Origin of the sequence: Pedobacter frigiditerrae, from assembly GCF_032678705.1 — a bacterium.
In the GTDB taxonomy this organism is placed as follows: domain Bacteria; phylum Bacteroidota; class Bacteroidia; order Sphingobacteriales; family Sphingobacteriaceae; genus Pedobacter; species Pedobacter frigiditerrae_A.
Window position 1 is genome coordinate 1,879,411 of the sequence record NZ_JAVTSS010000001.1, and the last position, 21,388, is coordinate 1,900,798.

General features: G+C 34.5%; 16 protein-coding genes. 12 read left to right on the forward strand and 4 right to left on the reverse strand.

The genetic code is table 11. The features are described 5' to 3' along the window. Window positions 1–283 precede the first annotated feature (283 nt). Both R2Q59_RS07385 and R2Q59_RS07390 read left to right on the forward strand, forming a co-directional pair. Window positions 284–1,006 carry a 3'-5' exonuclease gene (locus R2Q59_RS07385; RefSeq protein ID WP_316784824.1) on the forward strand — a complete coding sequence of 241 codons (723 nt, stop codon included), beginning with the start codon at window positions 284–286 and terminating at the stop codon, window positions 1,004–1,006. 360 nt (window positions 1,007–1,366) lie between these two features. Continuing rightward, entirely contained in the window at window positions 1,367–3,085 is a 1,719-nt protein-coding gene (locus R2Q59_RS07390; protein WP_316784826.1) for an ABC transporter ATP-binding protein, read from the forward strand. 42 nt (window positions 3,086–3,127) lie between these two features. On the opposite strand, the gene R2Q59_RS07395 is transcribed toward R2Q59_RS07390, so the two are convergent. Next, window positions 3,128–4,117 carry a hypothetical protein gene (locus tag R2Q59_RS07395; RefSeq protein ID WP_316784829.1) on the reverse strand — a complete coding sequence of 330 codons (990 nt, stop codon included), beginning with the start codon at window positions 4,115–4,117 and terminating at the stop codon, window positions 3,128–3,130. Between the two features lie 257 nt (window positions 4,118–4,374). Between R2Q59_RS07395 and rnr the strand changes: the two genes are divergently transcribed. From rnr to R2Q59_RS07415, 4 genes are read left to right on the forward strand one after another with little or no spacing between them, the layout of a single operon-like run. Continuing rightward, window positions 4,375–6,516, forward strand: coding sequence for a ribonuclease R (rnr, locus tag R2Q59_RS07400; RefSeq protein WP_316784831.1), 2,142 nt, complete (start codon window positions 4,375–4,377; stop codon window positions 6,514–6,516). 3 nt (window positions 6,517–6,519) lie between these two features. After that, complete coding sequence (locus tag R2Q59_RS07405) at window positions 6,520–7,704, forward strand: carboxypeptidase-like regulatory domain-containing protein (RefSeq protein WP_316784833.1); 1,185 nt, start codon at window positions 6,520–6,522, stop codon at window positions 7,702–7,704. A gap of 6 nt (window positions 7,705–7,710) precedes the next feature. After that, window positions 7,711–8,904 (forward strand): carboxypeptidase-like regulatory domain-containing protein, encoded by a 1,194-nt coding sequence (locus R2Q59_RS07410; protein ID WP_316784835.1) that lies wholly within the window; start codon window positions 7,711–7,713, stop codon window positions 8,902–8,904. 3 nt (window positions 8,905–8,907) lie between these two features. Further along, window positions 8,908–9,870, forward strand: coding sequence for a polyprenyl synthetase family protein (locus R2Q59_RS07415; protein WP_316784836.1), 963 nt, complete (start codon window positions 8,908–8,910; stop codon window positions 9,868–9,870). Window positions 9,871–10,010: 140 nt separating this feature from the next. Here R2Q59_RS07415 and rpmA read toward each other — a convergent pair whose 3' ends face one another. Both rpmA and rplU read right to left on the reverse strand, forming a co-directional pair. Beyond that, window positions 10,011–10,460, reverse strand: coding sequence for a 50S ribosomal protein L27 (rpmA, locus tag R2Q59_RS07420; protein WP_316784838.1), 450 nt, complete (start codon window positions 10,458–10,460; stop codon window positions 10,011–10,013). A 58-nt stretch (window positions 10,461–10,518) separates the two neighbouring features. Further along, the gene (gene rplU, locus R2Q59_RS07425; RefSeq protein WP_055133669.1) at window positions 10,519–10,830 is read right to left on the reverse strand and encodes a 50S ribosomal protein L21; all 312 of its coding nucleotides are present in this window, start codon (window positions 10,828–10,830) and stop codon (window positions 10,519–10,521) included. Window positions 10,831–11,430: 600 nt separating this feature from the next. Here rplU and R2Q59_RS07430 point away from each other — a divergent pair. The 6 genes from R2Q59_RS07430 to nudK all read left to right on the forward strand — a co-directional run bounded on the left by R2Q59_RS07430 (window position 11,431) and on the right by nudK (window position 19,859). Further along, window positions 11,431–12,642 carry a hypothetical protein gene (locus R2Q59_RS07430; RefSeq protein ID WP_316784840.1) on the forward strand — a complete coding sequence of 404 codons (1,212 nt, stop codon included), beginning with the start codon at window positions 11,431–11,433 and terminating at the stop codon, window positions 12,640–12,642. 320 nt (window positions 12,643–12,962) lie between these two features. Then, window positions 12,963–13,817 (forward strand): GLPGLI family protein, encoded by an 855-nt coding sequence (locus R2Q59_RS07435; protein WP_316784842.1) that lies wholly within the window; start codon window positions 12,963–12,965, stop codon window positions 13,815–13,817. A gap of 196 nt (window positions 13,818–14,013) precedes the next feature. Next, window positions 14,014–14,988: a GLPGLI family protein gene (locus R2Q59_RS07440; protein WP_316784844.1), complete on the forward strand. Its 975-nt coding sequence runs from the start codon at window positions 14,014–14,016 to the stop codon at window positions 14,986–14,988. Window positions 14,989–15,145: 157 nt separating this feature from the next. Beyond that, window positions 15,146–16,111, forward strand: a complete 966-nt coding sequence (locus R2Q59_RS07445) for a GLPGLI family protein (RefSeq protein ID WP_316784846.1) — start codon at window positions 15,146–15,148, stop codon at window positions 16,109–16,111. Further along, window positions 16,108–18,756, forward strand: coding sequence for a TonB-dependent receptor (locus R2Q59_RS07450; protein WP_316784848.1), 2,649 nt, complete (start codon window positions 16,108–16,110; stop codon window positions 18,754–18,756). Before R2Q59_RS07445 ends, R2Q59_RS07450 begins: the two co-directional genes overlap by 4 nt. A gap of 524 nt (window positions 18,757–19,280) precedes the next feature. Beyond that, a complete protein-coding gene (nudK, locus tag R2Q59_RS07455) occupies window positions 19,281–19,859 on the forward strand; it encodes a GDP-mannose pyrophosphatase NudK (protein ID WP_316784849.1) in 579 nt (192 codons plus the stop codon). A 50-nt stretch (window positions 19,860–19,909) separates the two neighbouring features. Here the strand turns inward: nudK and R2Q59_RS07460 are convergent, their stop codons facing one another. Then, window positions 19,910–21,385, reverse strand: coding sequence for a M56 family metallopeptidase (locus tag R2Q59_RS07460; RefSeq protein ID WP_316767478.1), 1,476 nt, complete (start codon window positions 21,383–21,385; stop codon window positions 19,910–19,912). Between the last annotated feature and the right edge of the window lie 3 nt (window positions 21,386–21,388).

Sequence of the window (21,388 nt, forward strand, 5' to 3'; positions counted from 1 at the left end):
ATTGCAGTGCTAAAGCAAAAAAATCACCCCATTATGCCCGTCGGTTAAAACCGACGGCAATGAAATCAAAGCGATTTAAAATGTTCTAAAGGCTATGCAATATGCAATTCATTGCCGTTGGCTTCAGCCAACGGATTAAGAAGCGATTCAATTGGCTTTAGCCACATCAAGCTTTGACAATTTCCCATATACACCTTACTGTCAATTTTTTAGAGAGAACAATTCAAATAATTTCTATATCTTCAATTTCCCTATTTAAATTTATACCGTAAACATTTTACCTATGCTTAAAGAGGTTAACTTAAATAAGGTTTTTGTAATAGATATCGAAACTGTTCCGCTTTATCAGTTTTTTGAGGAGATGCCCGAACAGATGCAGTCGCTCTGGGATACCAAAACTCAGTTGCTTAGAAAAGACGACAAAACACCTTCAGATTTTTATGAAAGAGCAGGTATTTGGGCAGAGTTTGGTAAAATAATCTGCATCAGCGTTGGATTTTTCCATAACCAAAAAGGCGAACTTCATTTTAGGGTTAATTCTTATTTTGGGCACGATGAGGCTGATGTTTTAAAGCAATTTAATGAGTTAATGGCTAAACAACCCAAAGACCAGATTCTTTGTGCACACAATGGAAAAGAATTTGATTTCCCCTATTTATGCAGACGTATGTTAGTTAATGGGATTGATATTCCTGTCCAATTACAAATAGCTGGCAAAAAACCATGGGAAATCTTACATATCGATACCATGGAACTCTGGAAGTTTGGTGATTATAAAAACTATACTTCCTTAAATTTATTGGCAGCCATCTTTAACATTCCAACACCAAAAGATGATATTGATGGCAGTATGGTTAAAGATGTTTATTACCAAGAAAAAGATTTACCAAGGATTGTAACCTATTGCCAAAAAGATGTAATTACAACCGCACAAATTTTATTACGTTTTAAAGGTTTGCCGTCAATTCCAGCAGAAAACATTACAATTGTACCCTATAAGGCATAAATAAGATAGCCGCAGATTCGCAGATTATAAATCTTGTAATTAATAAATTTGTCGCCAAAGGACAAAGTCAGTTTTTTTGGACCGACAAAAATATGGGCATAATCTTAAAATCCCAGAGGGATTGAATATTTATAGCCGCATAAATGTATCAAAATGTACGACCCCAGCTGTGGTCGCATAACATTATTAATAATTTCTAAAATATTTGACCTCTCTGAGGTCATCATGGAAACTTTTGTTCTCCAATAATAATTACCTATAATTTTTCTTAATCTGCGAATCTGCGGCTAAAAAATTATTTTCATCCTTGCAATAAAATTGATTGGCTAAAATCGGCTATAAATATTACCTTAGTAACGCATGTTAAAAGTAAAAGAATTAGCCATTTCCTTTTTTAACCGAGAAGAAAAAACTTGGAGCGAAGCTGTACACAAAGTAAGTTTTAACCTAGAAAAAGGTAAGGTCTTAGGTATTGTAGGTGAGTCTGGATCAGGGAAATCTGTTACCTCTTTTTCTATCATGCGTTTACATGATTCTAAAAACACCGAGATTACAGGGGAGATTGATTTTGATAACATTAGTTTATTAAATCTTTCAGACAATGAAATAAGGAGCTATCGTGGCAATAAAATGGCGATGATTTTTCAAGAGCCGATGACTTCGTTGAACCCAGTTTTCACCTGTGGTTCACAAGTTCAGGAAGCAATCATCTTGCATCAAAAGGTAGACAAGGAGAAAGCAAAAGCACAAACTATCGCGTTGTTTAAAGAAGTTCAATTACCAAGACCAGAAAATATCTTTGATAGTTACCCACATCAATTATCTGGAGGCCAAAAACAAAGGGTAATGATTGCGATGGCTTTAAGTTGCAATCCCGAATTACTCATCGCTGATGAACCAACCACGGCCTTAGACGTTACGGTTCAGAAAACAATTTTAGAGCTCTTATTGCGCTTAAAAGACGAGCGTAACATGGGGTTGATTTTCATATCTCATGATTTAGCTGTTATCAGTGAAATAGCTGATGAGCTTTTAGTAATGTACAAAGGAAATATTGTAGAGCAAGGTTCTGCCAAAGAAATATTCGAAAACCCTCAACATCCCTATACAAAAGGACTTTTAGCTTGCCGACCAGCACCACAACGTAGACTAAAAAAATTGCCTATAGTAGCAGATTTTTTAAACGAAGATAAAGCAGTTAACGTTCAGCATTTACTTGAAATCAACAGTTATACCAACCAAGAAATTGAGCAAAGACGACACAAATTATATACCCAAAAACCTTTGTTACAAGTCCAAAACTTGTGTACTTGGTATCCCATCAAAAAAGGATTGTTTGGCAAAACCACTTCTTATGTAAAAGCAGTTGATGATATCTCTTTTGACGTTTTTCCTGGAGAGACTTTAGGTTTGGTTGGCGAATCTGGCTGTGGCAAAACCACTTTAGGAAGAAGTATTTTGCGATTGGTAGAACCAACCTCTGGAAAAGTAATTTTTGATGGCACAGACTTAACCACTTTAGGCAAAGCTGATTTAAGAAAAATGCGCAAAGATGTACAAATCATTTTCCAAGACCCTTATTCATCCTTGAATCCGAAAATTACCGTTGGTAATGCAATAATGGAGCCTTTGCAAGTTCATCAAGTTTTCAAAACTGATAAAGAAAGAAAAGCTCACGTTTTAAATTTATTAGAAAAGGTAAACCTAAATCCAGAACATTTTGACCGTTATCCACACGAGTTTTCTGGCGGTCAACGACAAAGGATTGTAATTGCAAGAGCCCTTGCTTTACAGCCTAAATTTATTATTTGTGATGAATCAGTTTCTGCATTAGATGTTTCTGTACAAGCTCAAGTATTGAATTTACTGAGAGAATTACAACAAGAATTTGGACTAACCTATATTTTCATTTCCCACGATTTAGCGGTGGTTAAACACATCTCAGACCGCATGATTGTAATGAACAAAGGAAAAGTTGAGGAAGAAGGTTTCCCTGAAATTATTTACAATTCTCCAAAAGCGGAGTATACCAAAAAATTGATTGAAGCTATTCCAGGTAAAGAAAGTATGGTAGGTTAAGCTCCCTTTAATAGGATTTTAAGATTGAATGATTTTAGGATGCTACTTAACCTTAAACCTCGAGAACGTACTCGAAATACCAAATCTCATAAATGCATATTTGTCTTTAAAATAAATATTATAAGGGTCTTCTCCGTAATAACCAAAACTTGCCATTAAAAATACATTTTGCATAAACGGCAAACTATAATTGGCAGATGTTTCTATATTTAGCCTCCTTTTAGGAGCAAAAAAATCTTGATTGGCATATTTATTAACCGCATAAGAGAACTGTCCGTTAAAACGCCAAGTTTCTTTTTCTAATGTATTTTTACCACCAGTATTTGTTTTACTTATCTTTTTCCAACCACCTCTTTGTCCGCTATAAATTTGGTAAATCCTAAAAGAGAAATCATAATTTAATCTGGTAAAGCCATAATCTCCAACTAATGCTGATTCAAAATTAAACCATTTGTGCCATTCTAAGCCAACTTTATGGTTGTAAGAATAATAAATCTCTGTCGGCGATTTGGCGTCTGTAAAATTCCCGAACCTATAAGCGGCAGTTAAATAATTGGTGTTGAAATTACCTGTTTTTGTATTTATTGACCCATCCGTAAGAACTGCATCTCCATCTTGGCCGTTAGAATGGTGTGTGAAACTGAGCTGTGCGTATTTATATTTTTTAATTTCATCATTTAACCTTACGTAAAATGTTCCACTCAGCTTAAAACTTGGTGTTCTAACTCCAGCAGATTTATCACTCCTCACTCTTGCTGTAAAATCTGGATTAAAGGAAAATGCAACAGGCAAACTTCTAGGTGCAAATAACATATAAGTAGTAGTTAGCTTTCCATTAAGCACATAACTTGAAGGTGCTCCTATTTCGCCACCAGGCGATGTGTAAGACATTTCAGTGTTTTCTTTATACAATGAAGTATAACCTAAATTGAGTTTTTGCTTTTTTTCATTCAATGAATCGATGGTTTCATTTTGAGCGAAAGCACCTAAGGATAACAGTAATAGGATTGATAATAATATTGATTTTTTCATTCTGCGTATTTGTATAAGTTACGTTATCTAGGCAACCGGAGTTTTTATCACTGGTTTTTATTTATAAACCCGATTGCAGTGAATGCCGATTCTTCATCGGCAGCAACGTAAAGCGGGACTAACATTCCTATAAAACACGAACATTGCTTTTCAAAACAAAAACATATAATTCTTGTGTTATAGAAACGTTATTTATTTGAAAAAATACTACAAGCTTAATATACAATTACTATCTTCGATATTATACGAAACTAGCTATGGCAAAAAACAAAAACTCACAATTTAAACTCGTTTTAACACAGATGATTAGTGATATATTCGAGAAAAACAAAAATGTGGCACTAAACCACAAACAAGTTGCTGCCAAGCTAAATTTAAGTGATAAAGCTGCTGTTGATACCATTTTAGAAGTATTAACAGAACAAACTGAAAACGGACTTTTCATTCGTCCGGAACGTGGAAAATTTAGATTAAAAGAACAAAAAGTATTTATCACCGGCAAAGTTGATATGACTGCAGATGGTTCTGCCTTTATTGTTCCAGATGATGAATTTGAAAAAGATATTTTCGTTGCACCACGCAAACTCCGCAATGCTTTACATGGAGATATTGTTAAAGTTCACGTTTTTGGTAAAAAAACCAGCGGACGTAGAAATGAAGGTGAGATTGTAGAAATTATAACCAGAGCAAAAACAGATTTTATTGGTGTTGCTAAAGTTTCTGAACGTTTTGCTTTTATTATACCAGACGACCGCAAAATGTTGCACGATATTTTTGTGCCATTGAGCGATTTAAACGGTGCTAAAAATGGTCAGAAAGTGCAAGTTAGCATTACAGATTGGCCAGAAGGAGCAAAAAATCCGATAGGAAAAATCATCAATGTTTTAGGTACGCAGGGCGAAAATGATACCGAGATGAATGCCATCTTAGCTCAATATGGTTTTCCTTTAAGTTTTCCTGCTGAAGTAGAAAAAGAAGCCAACGCTATTCCTGAAACAGTTAGTGAAGCTGAAATAAATGAAAAAGGCAGAAAAGATTTTAGAGATACCGTTACTTTTACGATCGACCCTGCTGACGCGAAAGACTTTGATGATGCCATTTCTTTCAAAAAATTACCTAACGGAAATTATGAAGTTGGTGTTCACATTGCCGATGTTTCTCATTATGTAAAACCTAACAGTGCATTAGATAAAGAAGCTTATGAACGTGCCACATCTGTTTATTTGGTTGACAGGGTAATACCAATGTTGCCTGAAAGATTAAGTAACGGTGTGTGTTCTTTGCGACCAAATGAAGATAAATTATGTTTTGCTGCCGTTTTTGAATTAGATGAGGAAGCAAATATTAAAAGTGAGTGGTTTGGAAGAACAACGATACATTCTGATAGGCGTTTCAGTTATGAAGAAGCACAAGAAGTTATTGAAACAAAGGAAGGAGATTATGCAGAGGAGATTTTAAAACTGAACGAACTAGCTTACATTTTACGCGATAGAAAGTTTAAAAATGGGGCCATCAGTTTTGAAAGCACTGAGGTTAAATTTAAATTGGACGAACGTGGAAAACCAATTGGTGTTTATGTAAAAGAACGTAAGGATGCTCATAAACTCATTGAAGATTTTATGTTGTTGGCCAACAAAAAGGTAGCAGAATTCATCGCTAAAAAAGGCAATGGAAAAAGTAAATATACTTTTGTTTATCGTTCTCACGATTCTCCAAACCTAGAAAACCTAAACAATTTCGCCACTTTTGCTTCTCGTTTTGGTTATAAAGTAAATACCAAAACAGATAAGGATATAGCAAAATCCCTAAATTTCTTAATGGCAGACGTGGAGGGTAAAAAGGAACAGAATATGTTAACCCAGTTAGCCATTCGTTCTATGGCGAAAGCAATTTATACCACTAAAAAAACAAGTCATTATGGTTTAGCATTTGACCATTACACACACTTTACCTCTCCTATTCGTCGTTACCCCGATGTAATGGTGCATCGCCTGTTGGCCTTATATTTAGATGGTGGTCGTTCGGCAAATGCCGAAGAATATGAAACGGCAAGTTCTCACTCATCTGCTATGGAAAAACGTGCTGCTGATGCGGAAAGAGCTTCTATTAAATACAAACAAGCAGAATATTTGATAGATAACATCGGTAGCATTTATACAGGGATTATTTCTGGAGTTACTGAATGGGGAATGTATGTTGAGATTTCGGAAAATAAATGTGAGGGAATGATTCGCTTGAGAGACATCACCGATGATTTTTATGTTTGGGATGAGAAAAATTATTGCATCGTTGGTCAACGAAAACATAAAAAATACCAATTGGGAGATGAAGTACAAGTAAGGGTTAAAAAAGTTGACCTTTCTAAACGCCAAATCGACTTTTCATTGATACAAGATTAAGAGATGAAGAGACTTTTTGTAATCGTTTTTTTCATCTCATTTATAAACACTGTAAAAGCTCAAGTTTTACAAGGTAAAATAGTCGACGAAACAACTGGAGCAGGAATTCCATTTGTTTCTGTTGGGATACTAGGTACCAATAGCGCAACTGTGAGTAATGAAAGTGGAGACTTTATCTTAAGAGTAACTAGTTACCCAATAAAATTGAGGTGTAGTCATGTAAGTTATCTTTTGGCAGATTTATCCTTAAATGAAAATCCAACTAATTTAGTCGTTAAGCTGAAACCAGCTAGCATTTCGCTGAATGAAGTTACTATAGACCCTTACAAAGGCCAAAGATTGGTTAAAGCAGCACTCGAAAAGGCAAAAGGTTTTGCGGGGATAAATTTTTATGCCAATGCGTTTTATAGGCAATTGACAACCGTTAATAATAAGCCAAGTCAGATTTATGAGTTGTTTTATGATTTAAAATGGACAACAGCTAGAGTACAAGGCTGGGCAGCAAAACAAAGTAGGTTTGCTGAATTAAATGAGGAAGTAGCTTTCTCAATGAGCAATCAATCTTATTTAACTTTTTTATATTCTGGTTATCTCTTGCCAGAAAAGGGTGGTAAATTTGTAAGCTTAGCAACCCTTTCAGATTATCAAATATCAATTGATAAATACATAGAACAAGAAAATCAAAAGATTGCTGTAGTAACTTGTAAATACAAAAAAGGGAATAGAAATACTTATTATGTTAATTCAATCTATTACATCGGCATGGATGATTTTGGTATTTACAGATTAGAAAATAGTTTATTTAATTTACCAATGAGATTTTCAGAGGCCAGTCCAAAATATCCACCATTAGCAACAACAATTGCTACATTTAATGGTTTCGGTCGTCTTTTCCCAGTCTTAGAAAGTGTTTCAACCAAATTAAACTTAAGCCTTAAAACAGGCCGTCAAAATTTAAATACTTCTGTGAGTTCTTTGCTAACAGTATTTAACATTGATGACAATTTAAAAAATCAACAGTTCGAAACTTTAAATAGAAAAACACAAGATAAAAGTGTCATAGAATCTATAAGATATGACGCTGCATTTTGGAAAAGCAACCCAATTGTAAAACAAACTACATTAGAAGATTCATTTATTAAAATGATGGAAAGCAAGTCTGCTTTTGGCACCATGACTAACCCGTAAACATCTATGAGAAAGTTTTTGGCCATTTTATCTAGTTTACTCCTATTCGTATTTCAACTCTCGGCACAAAATATTCAGGGAACAGTTGTTGATGAGTTTACAGGAAAAGGCATTGCATTCGTATCTCTTGGCATAATCGGAACAAATTTAGCCACAACAATTACTAATGAAAATGGAGAGTTTGTGATTAAGGTTGAAAGCTACCCAGCAAAAGTGAGATTTAGCCATGTTAGCTATCTACTTGGAGAAACCGATTTAATACAACCTAACCAATCTAAGCTAATAATTAAGCTAAAACCAGCCATCACTAACTTAAACGAGGTGATTATCAATGCTAATAAAGCCGAAAACTTATTAAAAGCTGCACTTAAAAAAGCTAAGGACAATTCCAGTAAACAAATCTATTCCAATGCTTTTTACAGGCAATTAACAAGTATAAATGATAAGCCTAGCAAAGTTTATGAGATGTTTTACGATTTGAAATGGAATACTAAAGCAGCAAAGGGTTGGATAGTTAAACAAACACGATTTGCAGAAGATACCGAACAAAGTGAATTTGCTATTGCTAATCAATCTTTTTTAACCTTAATTTTTAGTGGGGTTCTATTACCTGAGGATGAAGGCAAATTCATAAATTTGCAGACCTTAAAAGAATATGAAATTACCATCGAAAAATATATTGAACAACCAAACCAAGATATTGCAGTGATAACTTGTAAATTCAAAAGTCCAAGAAGAAAGTTATTTTATGTAAACTCTACCTATTATGTGGGCACAAAAGATTTTAAAATATATAGGCTAGAAAATGATATTTTTAATATCCCTATGGATTTTCCAATAACCATAGTAAAAATACCACCCTTTTTAAAAACTGTTGCGACTTTCAATGGAGACGGCAAGGAATATCCAGTTCTTGAAAGTATCTCTACAAAGCTCACTCTTTCAATTAATTACGGAAAATCACTAGCTAATATTAATGTAAATTCTTTATTAACAGTATTTAATGTAGATGAAAATTTAAAAAAACAAAATTACAAATCATTGGATTCTAAAACACAAGATCAGAAAACAGTTCAGTCTGTTAAATACGATGTTACATTTTGGAAAAATAATCCAATTGTAAAACAAACCACCTTAGAAGACTCATTTATAAAAATGATGGAAAGCAAATCTGCTTTTGGCACCATGACTAACCCATAAACAATGCACAGTCCTATACAACTACAACAAATCATAGAAGAAGCTATACCCAAAATAGAATATCCTCAACACCCAAAAGATTTATACGAACCTATACGTTATATCATGAGTTTAGGTGGTAAAAGAATTAGGCCAGTAATGGTTTTAATGGCTACAGAATTATTCACTACAGAAATTCATAAGGCACTTGATGTGGCATTAGCTATAGAAACCTTCCATAATTTTACTTTAGTACATGACGATATCATGGACAATGCGCCCCTACGCAGAGGAAAAATCACAGTTCACGAAAAATGGGGCGTTAATAATGCGATTTTGAGCGGGGATGTGATGATGGTTGAATCAAACAAACACCTATCAAAAGTTGATTTATTAGTTTTAAAACCTGTATTGGATACATTCAACTTAACTGCTCAAGGCGTTTGCGAAGGTCAACAATTAGACATGGAATTTGAACAACGTACAGATGTTAGCATTGATGAATATTTAGAAATGATTCGCCTGAAAACTGCTGTTTTATTGGGTGGTGCTATGAAATTGGGTGCTATTGTTGGTGGGGCAAATTCTGTAGATGCCGATTTATTATACGAATTTGGTGAAAATCTAGGCGTTGCTTTTCAATTACAGGATGACATTTTAGATGTTTATGGTAATCCAGAAACCTTTGGCAAACAGGTTGGTGGCGACATTATAGCCAACAAAAAAACCTTTTTGCATTTAAAAACATTAGCCTTGGCACAGGGTGATGAATCTGATAGCTTAACAAGTACTACTACTGACCAAGATATAAAGGTTAACGAAGTAACCAATCTTTACAACAAATACGAGATTAAGGAACTGGCAACTACCGAAATGGATAGATATCTAGCAAAAGCCAATCAGGCATTAGATAGTTTAGCCGTAGCTGATGAAAAGAAAACTCAATTTAGAGAATTGGTGCAACAGATATTAGAGAGAGAGAGGTAAAGATAAGTTTGGAGTGCGGAGTTTAGAGTCTTGAGAAACTCCCAACTCCCAACTTAAAACTCCCAACTTAAAAAATATTGCATAAAAAAACCAGAACAAATTGTTCTGGTTTTTTTATGTTGTAAATTGAAATTACAATATTATTCTGCTGTTTCAGCATCATCAGCTTTAGCTGCTTTTTTAGCAGGTGCTTTTGCTGCTTTAGGCGCTGCTTCTTTTTTAGCTGCAGGTGCTTTAGCTTCTTTTTCTTCAGTTGCTACTGGTGCAGCTTCTGCTTTTGGAGCAGCTTTAGCTACAACTTTTTTAGGTGCTGCTACTGGAGCTGCATCTTCAACTGTTACAGGTAAAACCGAAACGTAAGATTTGTTATCTTGTTTCTTTTTAAAAGTTACAATACCAGGTACCAAAGCGAATAAAGTATGGTCTTTACCAATACCTACTCCTTTATCTGGATGGTGTTTTGTACCGCGTTGACGAACGATAATGTTACCAGCGATAGCTTCTTGACCACCAAAGATCTTAATACCTAGACGCTTGCTATGCGATTCACGTCCGTTCCTAGAACTACCGGCTCCTTTTTTATGTGCCATTTTATTTTATATTTTTTAAGCTGGGAAACCCAAACTTACAATTAAACAAAAGAATTAACTACAGAGTGATACTCTCAATCTGGATTTTGGTGAAATACTGGCGGTGACCATTTTTCTTTTTGTAACCTTTTCTACGTTTCTTTTTGAAAACGATTACTTTATCACCTTTTAAATGAGACACGATTTTAGCTGTTACCGATGCACCTTTTACTGCAGGAACCCCTACTGTAATTTTACCACCATTATCAACCAACAATACATTGTCAAATTCAATACTAGCGCCTTCATCTCCTTGTAAACGGTGTACAAAAAGGTGCTGGTCTTTTGCAACTTTGAATTGCTGTCCTGCTATATTTACTATTGCGTACATTGTTAAATAATTATTTATTAAATTGTTTATTTTTTTATCGAGGTGCAAATATAGAATAAATACTATTCAAACACAAACAGATAACGAAAATAATTTACGAGGTTGGTTAATGGAGAATGGTGGATGGTTAATAGACATCGAGGTTAATCAAATCTCCCTATCGTTTTGGTAGAAAAATAAGTTTTAGAAGAGCAAGTTTGAAGTTTATAGGAATGTTAGTCCCGCTTTACCTGCCTGCCGGCAGGCAGGCGTTTTACTTGCTTCGCTGCGTGTTCACTTCTCCAGATAGCTATCGGGACGGGTCTAGTTAACAGAGGTTGGTGGTGCTATTTGGGGTTGCAGGATGCAAAAACATTTAATCATTTAATTTTACAAACTATTTAAAAATATGCAACTCAAAAATGCATTTGGATAAATTTAAAAGACTTTTATTAATGTGTTATTTTCCCATATATTTGAGTAGTATGCAATACACGTAAGCAACAGATTTAAACTTGCTAATTCCAAATTAATAAACAGATTAAAAAAATAGTATGGAAATAATCACTCATCTACATCATATCCATAAAAAAGGATCAATTAGACAATAACTACGATAATTTGAAAAAACTGCTAATAACCTTAACTCTATCCTTATTATCGTTCCAAATTGCATTTTCTCAAATAAAAAAAATAGAAGGTGATACTGCTTATTGGTTTAAAAGTAACAAAGAGTTCCAAAAAATTTTAAACTTAAAGGACTTTGAAAAATCTACAGATGAATTTAATTTTAGGTTTCGGAATCATGGACAAATAATTGAAATCACAAAAGATAGTTCAAGTATTAATGGCAATATAACGAACTACATATATCACACTAAAAAAGCAAATAGAAATAAAACCGATACATTATCTAGTAAAATAACTTTTTCGCCCGAACAAGCTAAAAGTATTTACGATATCATCCTCTATTCTGGGATTTTAAATTTAAAATCTGATAATAAGATAAAAGATTGGAAAAAAGGTGCTGATGGAATCACCTATGTAATTGAATATTCTGACAAGAAAACTTATTGGCTAAAAAGCTATTGGACACCAACCTCACAAGGCTCTATCCCAGAAGCATTAATAATCTTAAATTTCATAAAAAATCTTTCTGACCAATTAAACCTACAAGAAACGTACACGACATTTAAAAACGACTTGCCAAAAAATGGCTGTTATAATTCGGGAGGGATGGGCATAGCTTGTTATATTTCAAATTCTTTAGAGATTGGATATAGTGGAGCAACCAGATTGCCATTTGGATTTTACACTTCCTATAATGCATCATTTATAGGAAAAACGCAAGTAAATTCTGGTATCGGTTTACAATATAACTTTGACAAAAATGGATTTCAACATTTGAATCTCCGAGCCTCGAAATGGAATATATTCTATAAAAAATCCAATTTTTCTGACTTCATTGTTTACAACTATCAAAACAGGAAACTTGACATAGATAAAGTAAACAATAGATTTCAAAATCATCAAATTAAATACGGGTTAAATTTGAAAAATAATTTTGGACTGGGATCTGGAATAGATTACCTAATTAACGGGCAAGAAAAAATTGGACTGTACTTATATGCTTTTAAATGGATTTCCAAGCCTAATATTAGTACCATACTAACTTCATCAATATTTGATAATCAAATAAATTATAAAGCAGAATTACTTAAATCTATTAACATAAATTCTAGATCTCCTATACGTCGAATTACTCTAGGGTTGGCTTATGAAGATTTAATGGACTATAAAGATTGGTACTTTAGCATTCAAGCGTCATTCTAAAAAGCATCTGTTTGGCAATTTGAATGTCCTCACTGGCTCATTAAGTTAAGCTTTCTGATTTGACTAACCATACTTCATTGCGAGGAACGAAGCAATCTTAAAGCGTTATTTAATAGTTAATTAATCGAATGAGATTGCTTCGGGCTATGAAAAATCGACCCTCGCAATGACGCAACCTCTTTAACCCTCGCTGGTGCAAATACCTCGCTTGTACCTAACATATAACAAGCTCTAAAACACCAATCAACAAAAAAACCAATTCTTTTTATTATTACGAATATTTCGTAGATTTACGGATAACTTATCCGCTACCTAAATCAATGAAAACCATTTTAATTACTTGTTTCGGAATTTTTCTTTTCCTCAATGCCCATACCCAAAAACCAGATCCAGTTTTGGCTAGGGTATTTTATACCTATACCAATCAAACAGATACATTTAAAAATGGTAAACCACGTATCGAAAACATGTTATTGTTTTTTGGAAAGAATACATCATTATATACCAGCTACGATAAAATAAAGTACGAAATTTCTGAAGAGCAAAAGTTTTGGGCAATGATTGAAAGTGGCGCAGGCAGAGGTAAAGGTGTATTTATAATGGATGATACTTATAGGAAATTACTAACTACTACCGGATATTTATTTTTTGTTAAAGAAAATAAGTTTTATACAAAAGAAATGTTTTCATTTAGGAGTTACATCATAGAAGGGATCGCTCCCACTATAGATTGGAAGCTTAGTAAAGACACCATCAGCCTTTCAGGTTTAAATTGCCAAAAAGCAACTGCAACTTTCGAGGGCAAAAACTGGGAGGTTTGGTATGCACCAAGCGTACCCTTTCCAGGCGGTCCGTGGAAGTTAAATGGCTTACCTGGTTTAATTGTAGAAGCTTATGATACCAACAAACAGATTTATTTCCAATTTGCAGGAATGGAGAATGCAAAACTTGGCGATCATATACGCGATCGTGATGTGACAAAACAAGGTGGCAGCTCAAACACCTATAATGCAATTGACCAGATGTTTGGTCGTGATGTTGGTAATGCTTATTTCGAGAACATCATCCGTTTACCAATTGGCGCTGTTAGGATCACTAAAAAAGAGCTAGAAAAATTTAAGGAAGCTTTAAAGAATGATCCTGTAGGATTTGAAAAAATACTATCTAGATATTAATTATCCCTCTTAAACCACCGTCCGTCGCTGGCGCAAGCGTGTCGCTTATGCCTAACGTTAAAACACCTACAAAACATTAACCCTCCCTTCTAAACCATTTAAAAAACCTTCATTCGTTAAAAAGTGTTAAATCATTTTTATAATTACGAAATAATCGTAGATTTACGAATAATTAATTACAGCTAATCAAATTTATATGAAAATTTTACTTACTACAATATTAGCCCTGTCTATAAGCACAGTTTCATTTGCCCAAAATCCTGATAAGGCATTAACCCGAGTGAGTTACAACTTTACCCACATTCAAGATACTACCCAAAAAGACAGACCTTATAAAGAGAACATGTTATTGTTAGTTGGTAAAAATGCTTCCGTTTATACGAGCTACGATAAAATCAACCAAGGCTTAGCGAGAAAAAAGCAGATAGAAGAACAAATGAAAAATCAAGCTGGCAACACCAATGTGAGTATCACAGTTAAAAGCACTGGTTACACCCCTACTTCTTCAACAGATTATTTCTATTTCGCCAAAGAGAATAAATTCTTCACTAAAGAACGAATTTATAACTACTATTTGGTAGAAGAACCTACCACAAAAAGCAATTGGAAAATCACAAAAGACACAACTAGTTTTTCTGGGGTACATTGCCAAAAAGCCACTGCCACCTTTAAGGGCAGAAAATGGACGGCTTGGTATGCTACAGAATTACCTTTCCAGAGCGGACCTTGGAAATTAAATGGTTTGCCTGGTTTAATCATCGAAGCCTATGATGATACCAAAACTGTGTCCTTCCAATTCGCAGGAATGGAAAATGTGACTGAAACACCAAACGAACCTACAAAAACAAGTGTAAATAGTGGAACCCAAGTAACAATGTCAGATGGAGGCGTTGCAGTATTTAGTGGTGGAGCTGGAGGTGTAAATAGCGTTAGTCCATATTTAGAAAGTGAAATTAAACTTCCAGCAGATGCGATAAAAGCAACAAGACAAGAGCTAGACAAATTAAAAGAAGCTAGAAATAAAGACCCACAGGGATTTATGAAAACTCAAATGGCTGGTAGTAATGAAGGTATCATCACGGTAACGGGCTATGCAATGTCTGGAACAGCTGGACCAACTTTGCCAAAAATTGTTTTGAATAATCCAATAGAATTACCAGAGAAGAAATAACTACAACACAATCACCTTGATGCGTCATACCCAACTTGATTGGGTATCCTAATGCGATATAAATGCTCTTTAGAGATGACGCTTTACGATTCCCGTCTGCACGGGAATGACGATTTCGAGATGTATAATATTATTAAAAAACCAAACAAACAGACAAATGAAAACCTTTTTAACCACTTTTTTAGCATTGGCAACTACAGTAGCTGCCTTTGCACAAACCTCAGATAAGGCTTTAGCAAGAGTTAGATATAGCTTTACACACATACAAGATACTATGCAGAAAGACAAACCCTATACCGAGAATATGCTTTTGGTTATTGGCAAAAATGCTTCTGTTTACACCAGTTTCGACAAGATAAATCGTGATATAGAAACGCAAAAGGCTATTGCAGAACAGATGAAAAACCAAGCTGGTTCTAATAATTTCAGCATCAATATCAACAGATCAGGTTCAAGCCGAGTGTCAGACCTTGATTATTTTTACTTTGTAAATGAAAACAAGTTCTACACAAAAGAACGTCTAGTTACCAATTATCTTGTTGAAGAAGATGCACCTAAAATAAGTTGGAAAATAGCTAAAGACACTACAAGTCTTTCAGGTGTGCATTGTCAAAAAGCTACTGCTCATTTTAAAGGCAGAAACTGGACAGCTTGGTTTGCTCCAGACCTACCTTTTCAAAGCGGACCATGGAAATTGAATGGCTTACCAGGATTAATTGTTGAAGCTTATGATGAAACCAGAACTGTGCAATTCAAATTTGCTGGTTTTGAAAACGTAAAAGAAGAAGATGTAAAAGCAGCTGCAGCTAACGACCCAAAAATCACTGTCCCAGGCGGTGGTCCAGGTACCGTAAAAATTGTGGGTATGGATGTAGGCACAACTTATTTAGGCGCAGAAGTAAAACTTCCAGCAGATGCTGTAAAAACCACCAGAAAAGAATTAGACAAGCTAAAAGAAGCTAGAGATAAAGACCCACAAGGATTTATGAATGCCCAAATGGCCGCTCAGGGTGTTACAATGGCTCAAGGCACAAGCATCAGAAGAACTGTTGGAGGTCCAAGTGGCGGTGCACCTGTTAAAATCGTAATCAACAATCCAATCGAATTACCTGAAACCAAATGAGAGCCTTAATCATCACCCTATGCTTTTTCTTATTTGGTTTTGCATCAGCCTTTGCGCAAAAACAAATCAAGGGGAAAGTAAAAGATACAAAAGGAGCTCCCGTTGTATCTGCCAATGTAAATTTAAAAGACAAGGAAGGCAACATTTTAAGTTTTACTAGAACAGATGATAAAGGAAATTTCACTTTATCTTTTACTGAAGAAAATAAGGATTTATCTATCGAAGCGACAACCATTGGTTATGAGAAAAAAATCATAGCAGTTACTGAGTTAAATAAAATTTACGATTTGGTAATGAAAGATAGCGAAATCAACCTCAAAACTGTCGTTGTAAAAAATCGCCCTGCGCTAAGTGTAAATGGCGATACCTTGAGCTATAAAACTTCTGACTTTGCCGATAAACAAGATAGATCCATAGGCGACGTACTTAAAAAAATGCCAGGTATCGAGGTGAGCGAAGATGGCAAAGTTAGTTACAATGGCAAGGGAATTTCGGCACTTTATATAGATGGAGACAATGTTTTAGATGATAAATACAGCATTGGCACCAAAAGCATTCCCCAAGGCGCTGTAGATAAAGTACAGGTGATAGAAAAAGACCAGCCCATAAAAATGCTTCGCAAAAACAACATGAGCGATGACGTGGCTTTAAATTTAGTAATGAAAGAAGAAGCTAAATTAAAAGTAATGGGCGACATTAGAGCTGGTTTAGGGACTCCAGATCGGTTTGACGGCAATGCCAACGCCATGCTATTTAAAAAGAAAACAAAATTCATCAATAATCTTAAAGGGAATAATGTTGGCATAGATCCAGGTATTGATTTAACGTCTTTTAATCCATTTAATTCAGGTAATGATAAACCAAGCGGTTTTCTTTCTGCAGGTGCGGCTGGTGTACCTACCCTACCGCAAAAAAGAACATTGTTCAATAAAGCCGGACTGGCAAACCTAAATAACTTGTATAAGTTTAGCGAGGAGTTGCAAGTAAAAGCAAATGTTGCTTATTTGTACGACCAAAGAGACCAACAATACAGCAAATTCTCTGAGACTTATCTTTCTGGCCAAACCATTACTTATAACGAATTGCAACAAAACGCAATTAATCCACAAAAATTCCAAGCTAAATTAAATGTTTTGGCTAATGCCGATGACCATTATTTCAGCAATAACCTAGTCACCAATTATAGTTTAAACAATACTGCTTCTAGCATAGTTACAAATGGGATTGGTGCAAACCAGGCTTTAAACCAGAAAAACTTTGAGATATCTAACGAGTTGAGTTATCGTAAAAAACTAAAATCAGAAAATACCTTTAATTTTTTCTCTTTCATCAGCAGAACAACTCAACCAGAAGTGTTAAACATTAATCCAGGATTAAATGAGGCCATATTAAACAATAACCAACCGTTTGCCGGTTTAAATCAATATGTAAAATTACCTACTTGGTATACTAATAATTACACCTCTTTTGCTTTTGTAAATAACAAGTTTACGCAGACTTACAGAGTTGGTTTTAATGTACAACACCAAGAGCTTGGTTCAGAATTGTATCGTGTACAAAACAGTGGCAATACAGAATTGGTTTCGTCGCAGATGACCAATAATCTAGCTTGGTTAAAAAGCAAAATCTACACTGATGCCACCTACGAATATAATTCAGGTAATTTTAAAGCAAGCCTTGGTCTACCAGTAAGCTACAATTACATTAACTATGAAGATGAAACAAAGAGTCTAGATAAAAATTTGCACAGGGTATTTGTTAATCCATCCTTAAGCCTTAAATACCAAACTGGTATAGAAAATTACGTAACCGCTAACTATAGCTACAACAACAGTTTAGGAGGTATAGACGATGTTTATCGTGGAACAATTTTAAAGAATTACCGATCATTATTTGCCAATGATGCCCCAATAACAGAAAGTAAATCTCAATCTGTTGGTGCAGCTTTTAATTTCCGCAAGGCGATGCAAATGTTTTTCTTTAACCTAAACGCAAATTATACTACTTCTACTGTAAATACCATATCATCTTATAACTTATCTAACAACATTCAACAACGCGTGGTTATATCATTGCCAAATGACATGAAAAGCTTAGCCTTTGCTGCAAATGCAAGTAAATATCTTTTCAAGTTAAGAAGCACGGTAAATGTTGGCGCAAGTTTTAACCAAGCTACTTTTGAGCAATTGCAAAATAACGAATTATTACCTTTCACTTCTCAATCACTCGCCTATAAAGCAGGGATCGATTCTAAGATAAATAACTTCATCAATTGGTCTTACAATGCTACTTTTGCCATTAGCACTAATAAAACCACAAGCGCAAGTGCCATAAAAAACAACAATCAACAGTTAAGACAGCAATCATCAATAACTGCAACAGCGTTTAAAAGTGTATTCATGACCTTGTCTGCTGAACATATATTTACACATCAAACCACACAACCAGATCTAAAATATTTATTCGCTGATTTTAATGTGAGGTACAGATTTATAAAATTGAAAACAGATTTAGAATTTGGTGTAACAAACCTAGCAAACATCAAAAAATTTGAAGCCAATTACCTTTCCGCTAACTCTTTCTCATCAGGCACTTATTATATACCTGGTAGGGTTGCAATGATGAAAGCCACATTTAATTTTTAGGTTATTAGCCTGGATGGGCGAAATAATTAGTTAATAGTTAATACACACTAAAAATGAAGAGCCCTGAAACTGTAAAGTTGAAGGGCTTTTTTTCTTTTGTAGTCATCCGATGAATATATGAAACCATACCATATTCATCGGATGACTAATTTTACTTTGATATCTATTTCTCAGAAAAGCAAATACACCATTCCAACTTAAGGTCAGCCCTGCCCTTTGCTACAAGTCCTCGCCTCGTACCTCGTCTGTGGGCTTTTCGCTTCGGTCAGGTTTATGATACAAAGGACAGGAAAACTATTTCCGGTTTCCTTGCACAAGCCCAAGTTAAATAGCCCAGTCCCGATAGTTATCGGGAGAAGCAATATCCTTTTGTAATGTCATCCTGAGCGTACCTGTCCCGACTTCTTCGGGAGTCGAAGGAAGTACAAAAGATTTAGCTGAAAGCTGGACTAACATAAATTTATACACCACAATTGCGCTTCAAAAACCTTAAACTTTACTACATTTAGCTCAATTAAACAGAGATGATAAAAGACGTAAAAATTTTAAAAACAGAACTGCTTTCAGATAATTGGTATATTCTTAAAAAGTTAACTTATGAGTACTTAAAAAAGGATGGCACTCATCAACAACAGACTAGAGAAGTTTATGATAGAGGAAATGGCGCAACAATTTTACTTTATAACAAAGCACAGCAAACGGTTATTTTAACCAAACAATTTAGGTTGCCAACTTTTGTAAATGGTAATGAAGATGGCATGTTGATAGAAGCTTGCGCTGGTTTATTAGACAAAGACAATCCAGAAGACTGCATTAAACGTGAAACTGAAGAAGAAACAGGTTACAAAATTAAAGATGTTCGTAAAATTTATGAAGTCTACATGTCACCTGGTTCAGTTACCGAAAAGCTTTATTTTTTCATTGCAGAATACGATAGCGAAATGAAAATTAACGATGGTGGTGGTGTAGAAGGAGAAGAAGAAAACATCGAAGTATTAGAATTATTAATTGATGATGCAATGGAAATGATGGATAGTGGAGAGATAAGAGATGCCAAGACAATCATGCTTTTACAATATATCAAACTAAAAAACATATTATAAAAAAACCTCAAGCTTAAGGGCTTGAGGTTTTTTTATAAATTTTGTTGCAGTTAAGGATTAGTTTTTTTGCCGTAACCAACAACCGTTACTTCTTGGATCGTCTTAGCTCTTTGAATGGTTACATTCTTTATCTCATCTGGCTTTATTTTATTTAAATCTTCCTGACTAATCTTTTGTCCATTTAAATAAATAACCCCACTTGCTCTTCTCGTTGCACTATCTGGTAGCTTTGTGCCAGTTTTGAAACCTCTAACAATAACGGTCTCAGTATATGGCTTATCTGCAATTGTAACTGGCACTTCTGAACCATGTAATCTAATAGATATATTTTCAACCTTTGGTTCTCTATTATCTCCTAAAGAATCTGTTTTAAGCATAAACATTCCAGCAACTCTAGCTTTTACATTTGCCGGTAACCCTTCTCTTCTTGCAATAATGAAAGCTTTTTCTGGTGTTAGGTCTGGCAATGACGAATACGCAGAATCTGTTATGATATTAATTGTATTTACTATAAAATCAAACTTTAATGATGTAGTATCCTTAGTAATATCAATAGTTTTAGCAAAAATTTTCTTTTTAACAGTTTGCTTTTTCTCAACTGCAGGAGTTTCATCTTTCTCTATAATTCTTGCATAGATTAATGCTTGTTTTATTGGCGCAAGATGTTTTTTAACATCCTTTTTAGATACTGTAAAGGCCAATGTAGTTAGCAATAGAACTGGCAAAACTAACATGTAACGACTTAAAGTTAATTTTGATGAACGTTTAGCATTCATCATTTTAATGCGTTTTTTTAAGTCAGAAAGGTTAAAGTTATTTACAATTTCTACAGCTGGCATTAAATTTCCAACATCTAATAAACTGTATTGGTAAGCTTTTTTATCTACTCCTTTTTTCAATATTTTTTCATCAGTTATAAACTCTAGGTTTTCCTTAACTGCTTTTTTCATTAGCCAAACTCCTGGATTAAACCAGTAGAAAACCACGCTTAATTCTGCTAAAATAATATCCAACGAATGCCATTGTTTAACGTGAATTTGCTCATGCTCTAAAATCGTTTGCAATTCTCTTTCTTGGTGCAATGATGGATTGATATAAACGGTTTGCCAAAATGAAAACGGACCAACTGGCTCATTTAAAATCCTTACCTCAAAGTTTGCTACAGAGCCTGGCGCAGATTTTTTATGCATTCTGTAAAGTGAAACAAATTGAATAATCAACCTGAAAGCCATAAACACTACTCCAGCATAAAATAAAGCAGCAATCCACTGCCAATATTCTCCAATAAAGCTAGATGGCACCAACTGTTTTACTTGCGGTACAAAAGCTGCTACTTGCGGACTTTGTTTATGAAAAAAATCAGTTAAATCAATAAAGGGATAAATGGTACCGAAAAGAATACCGAATGCTAAAAACACACGATTAATGACATAAAATGTTAAGCGACGAAGAATAAGATAATAAGCTGCTGCAAATAAAATGAGTACCAAATTTATCTTAAGCAGAATGATAAAAAAATGTGGCATAAC

Bases quoted from the DNA above. Each gene is read 5' to 3' on its own strand.
- R2Q59_RS07385 (WP_316784824.1), top strand. From the start codon at position 284: ATGCTTAAAGAGGTTAACTTAAATAAGGTTTTTGTAATAGATATCGAA.
- R2Q59_RS07390 (WP_316784826.1), top strand. From the start codon at position 1,367: ATGTTAAAAGTAAAAGAATTAGCCATTTCCTTTTTTAACCGAGAAGAA.
- R2Q59_RS07395 (WP_316784829.1), bottom strand. From the start codon at position 4,117: ATGAAAAAATCAATATTATTATCAATCCTATTACTGTTATCCTTAGGT.
- rnr (WP_316784831.1), top strand. From the start codon at position 4,375: ATGGCAAAAAACAAAAACTCACAATTTAAACTCGTTTTAACACAGATG.
- R2Q59_RS07405 (WP_316784833.1), top strand. From the start codon at position 6,520: ATGAAGAGACTTTTTGTAATCGTTTTTTTCATCTCATTTATAAACACT.
- R2Q59_RS07410 (WP_316784835.1), top strand. From the start codon at position 7,711: ATGAGAAAGTTTTTGGCCATTTTATCTAGTTTACTCCTATTCGTATTT.
- R2Q59_RS07415 (WP_316784836.1), top strand. From the start codon at position 8,908: ATGCACAGTCCTATACAACTACAACAAATCATAGAAGAAGCTATACCC.
- rpmA (WP_316784838.1), bottom strand. From the start codon at position 10,460: ATGGCACATAAAAAAGGAGCCGGTAGTTCTAGGAACGGACGTGAATCG.
- rplU (WP_055133669.1), bottom strand. From the start codon at position 10,830: ATGTACGCAATAGTAAATATAGCAGGACAGCAATTCAAAGTTGCAAAA.
- R2Q59_RS07435 (WP_316784842.1), top strand. From the start codon at position 12,963: ATGAAAACCATTTTAATTACTTGTTTCGGAATTTTTCTTTTCCTCAAT.
- R2Q59_RS07440 (WP_316784844.1), top strand. From the start codon at position 14,014: ATGAAAATTTTACTTACTACAATATTAGCCCTGTCTATAAGCACAGTT.
- R2Q59_RS07445 (WP_316784846.1), top strand. From the start codon at position 15,146: ATGAAAACCTTTTTAACCACTTTTTTAGCATTGGCAACTACAGTAGCT.
- R2Q59_RS07450 (WP_316784848.1), top strand. From the start codon at position 16,108: ATGAGAGCCTTAATCATCACCCTATGCTTTTTCTTATTTGGTTTTGCA.
- nudK (WP_316784849.1), top strand. From the start codon at position 19,281: ATGATAAAAGACGTAAAAATTTTAAAAACAGAACTGCTTTCAGATAAT.
- R2Q59_RS07460 (WP_316767478.1), bottom strand. From the start codon at position 21,385: ATGCCACATTTTTTTATCATTCTGCTTAAGATAAATTTGGTACTCATT.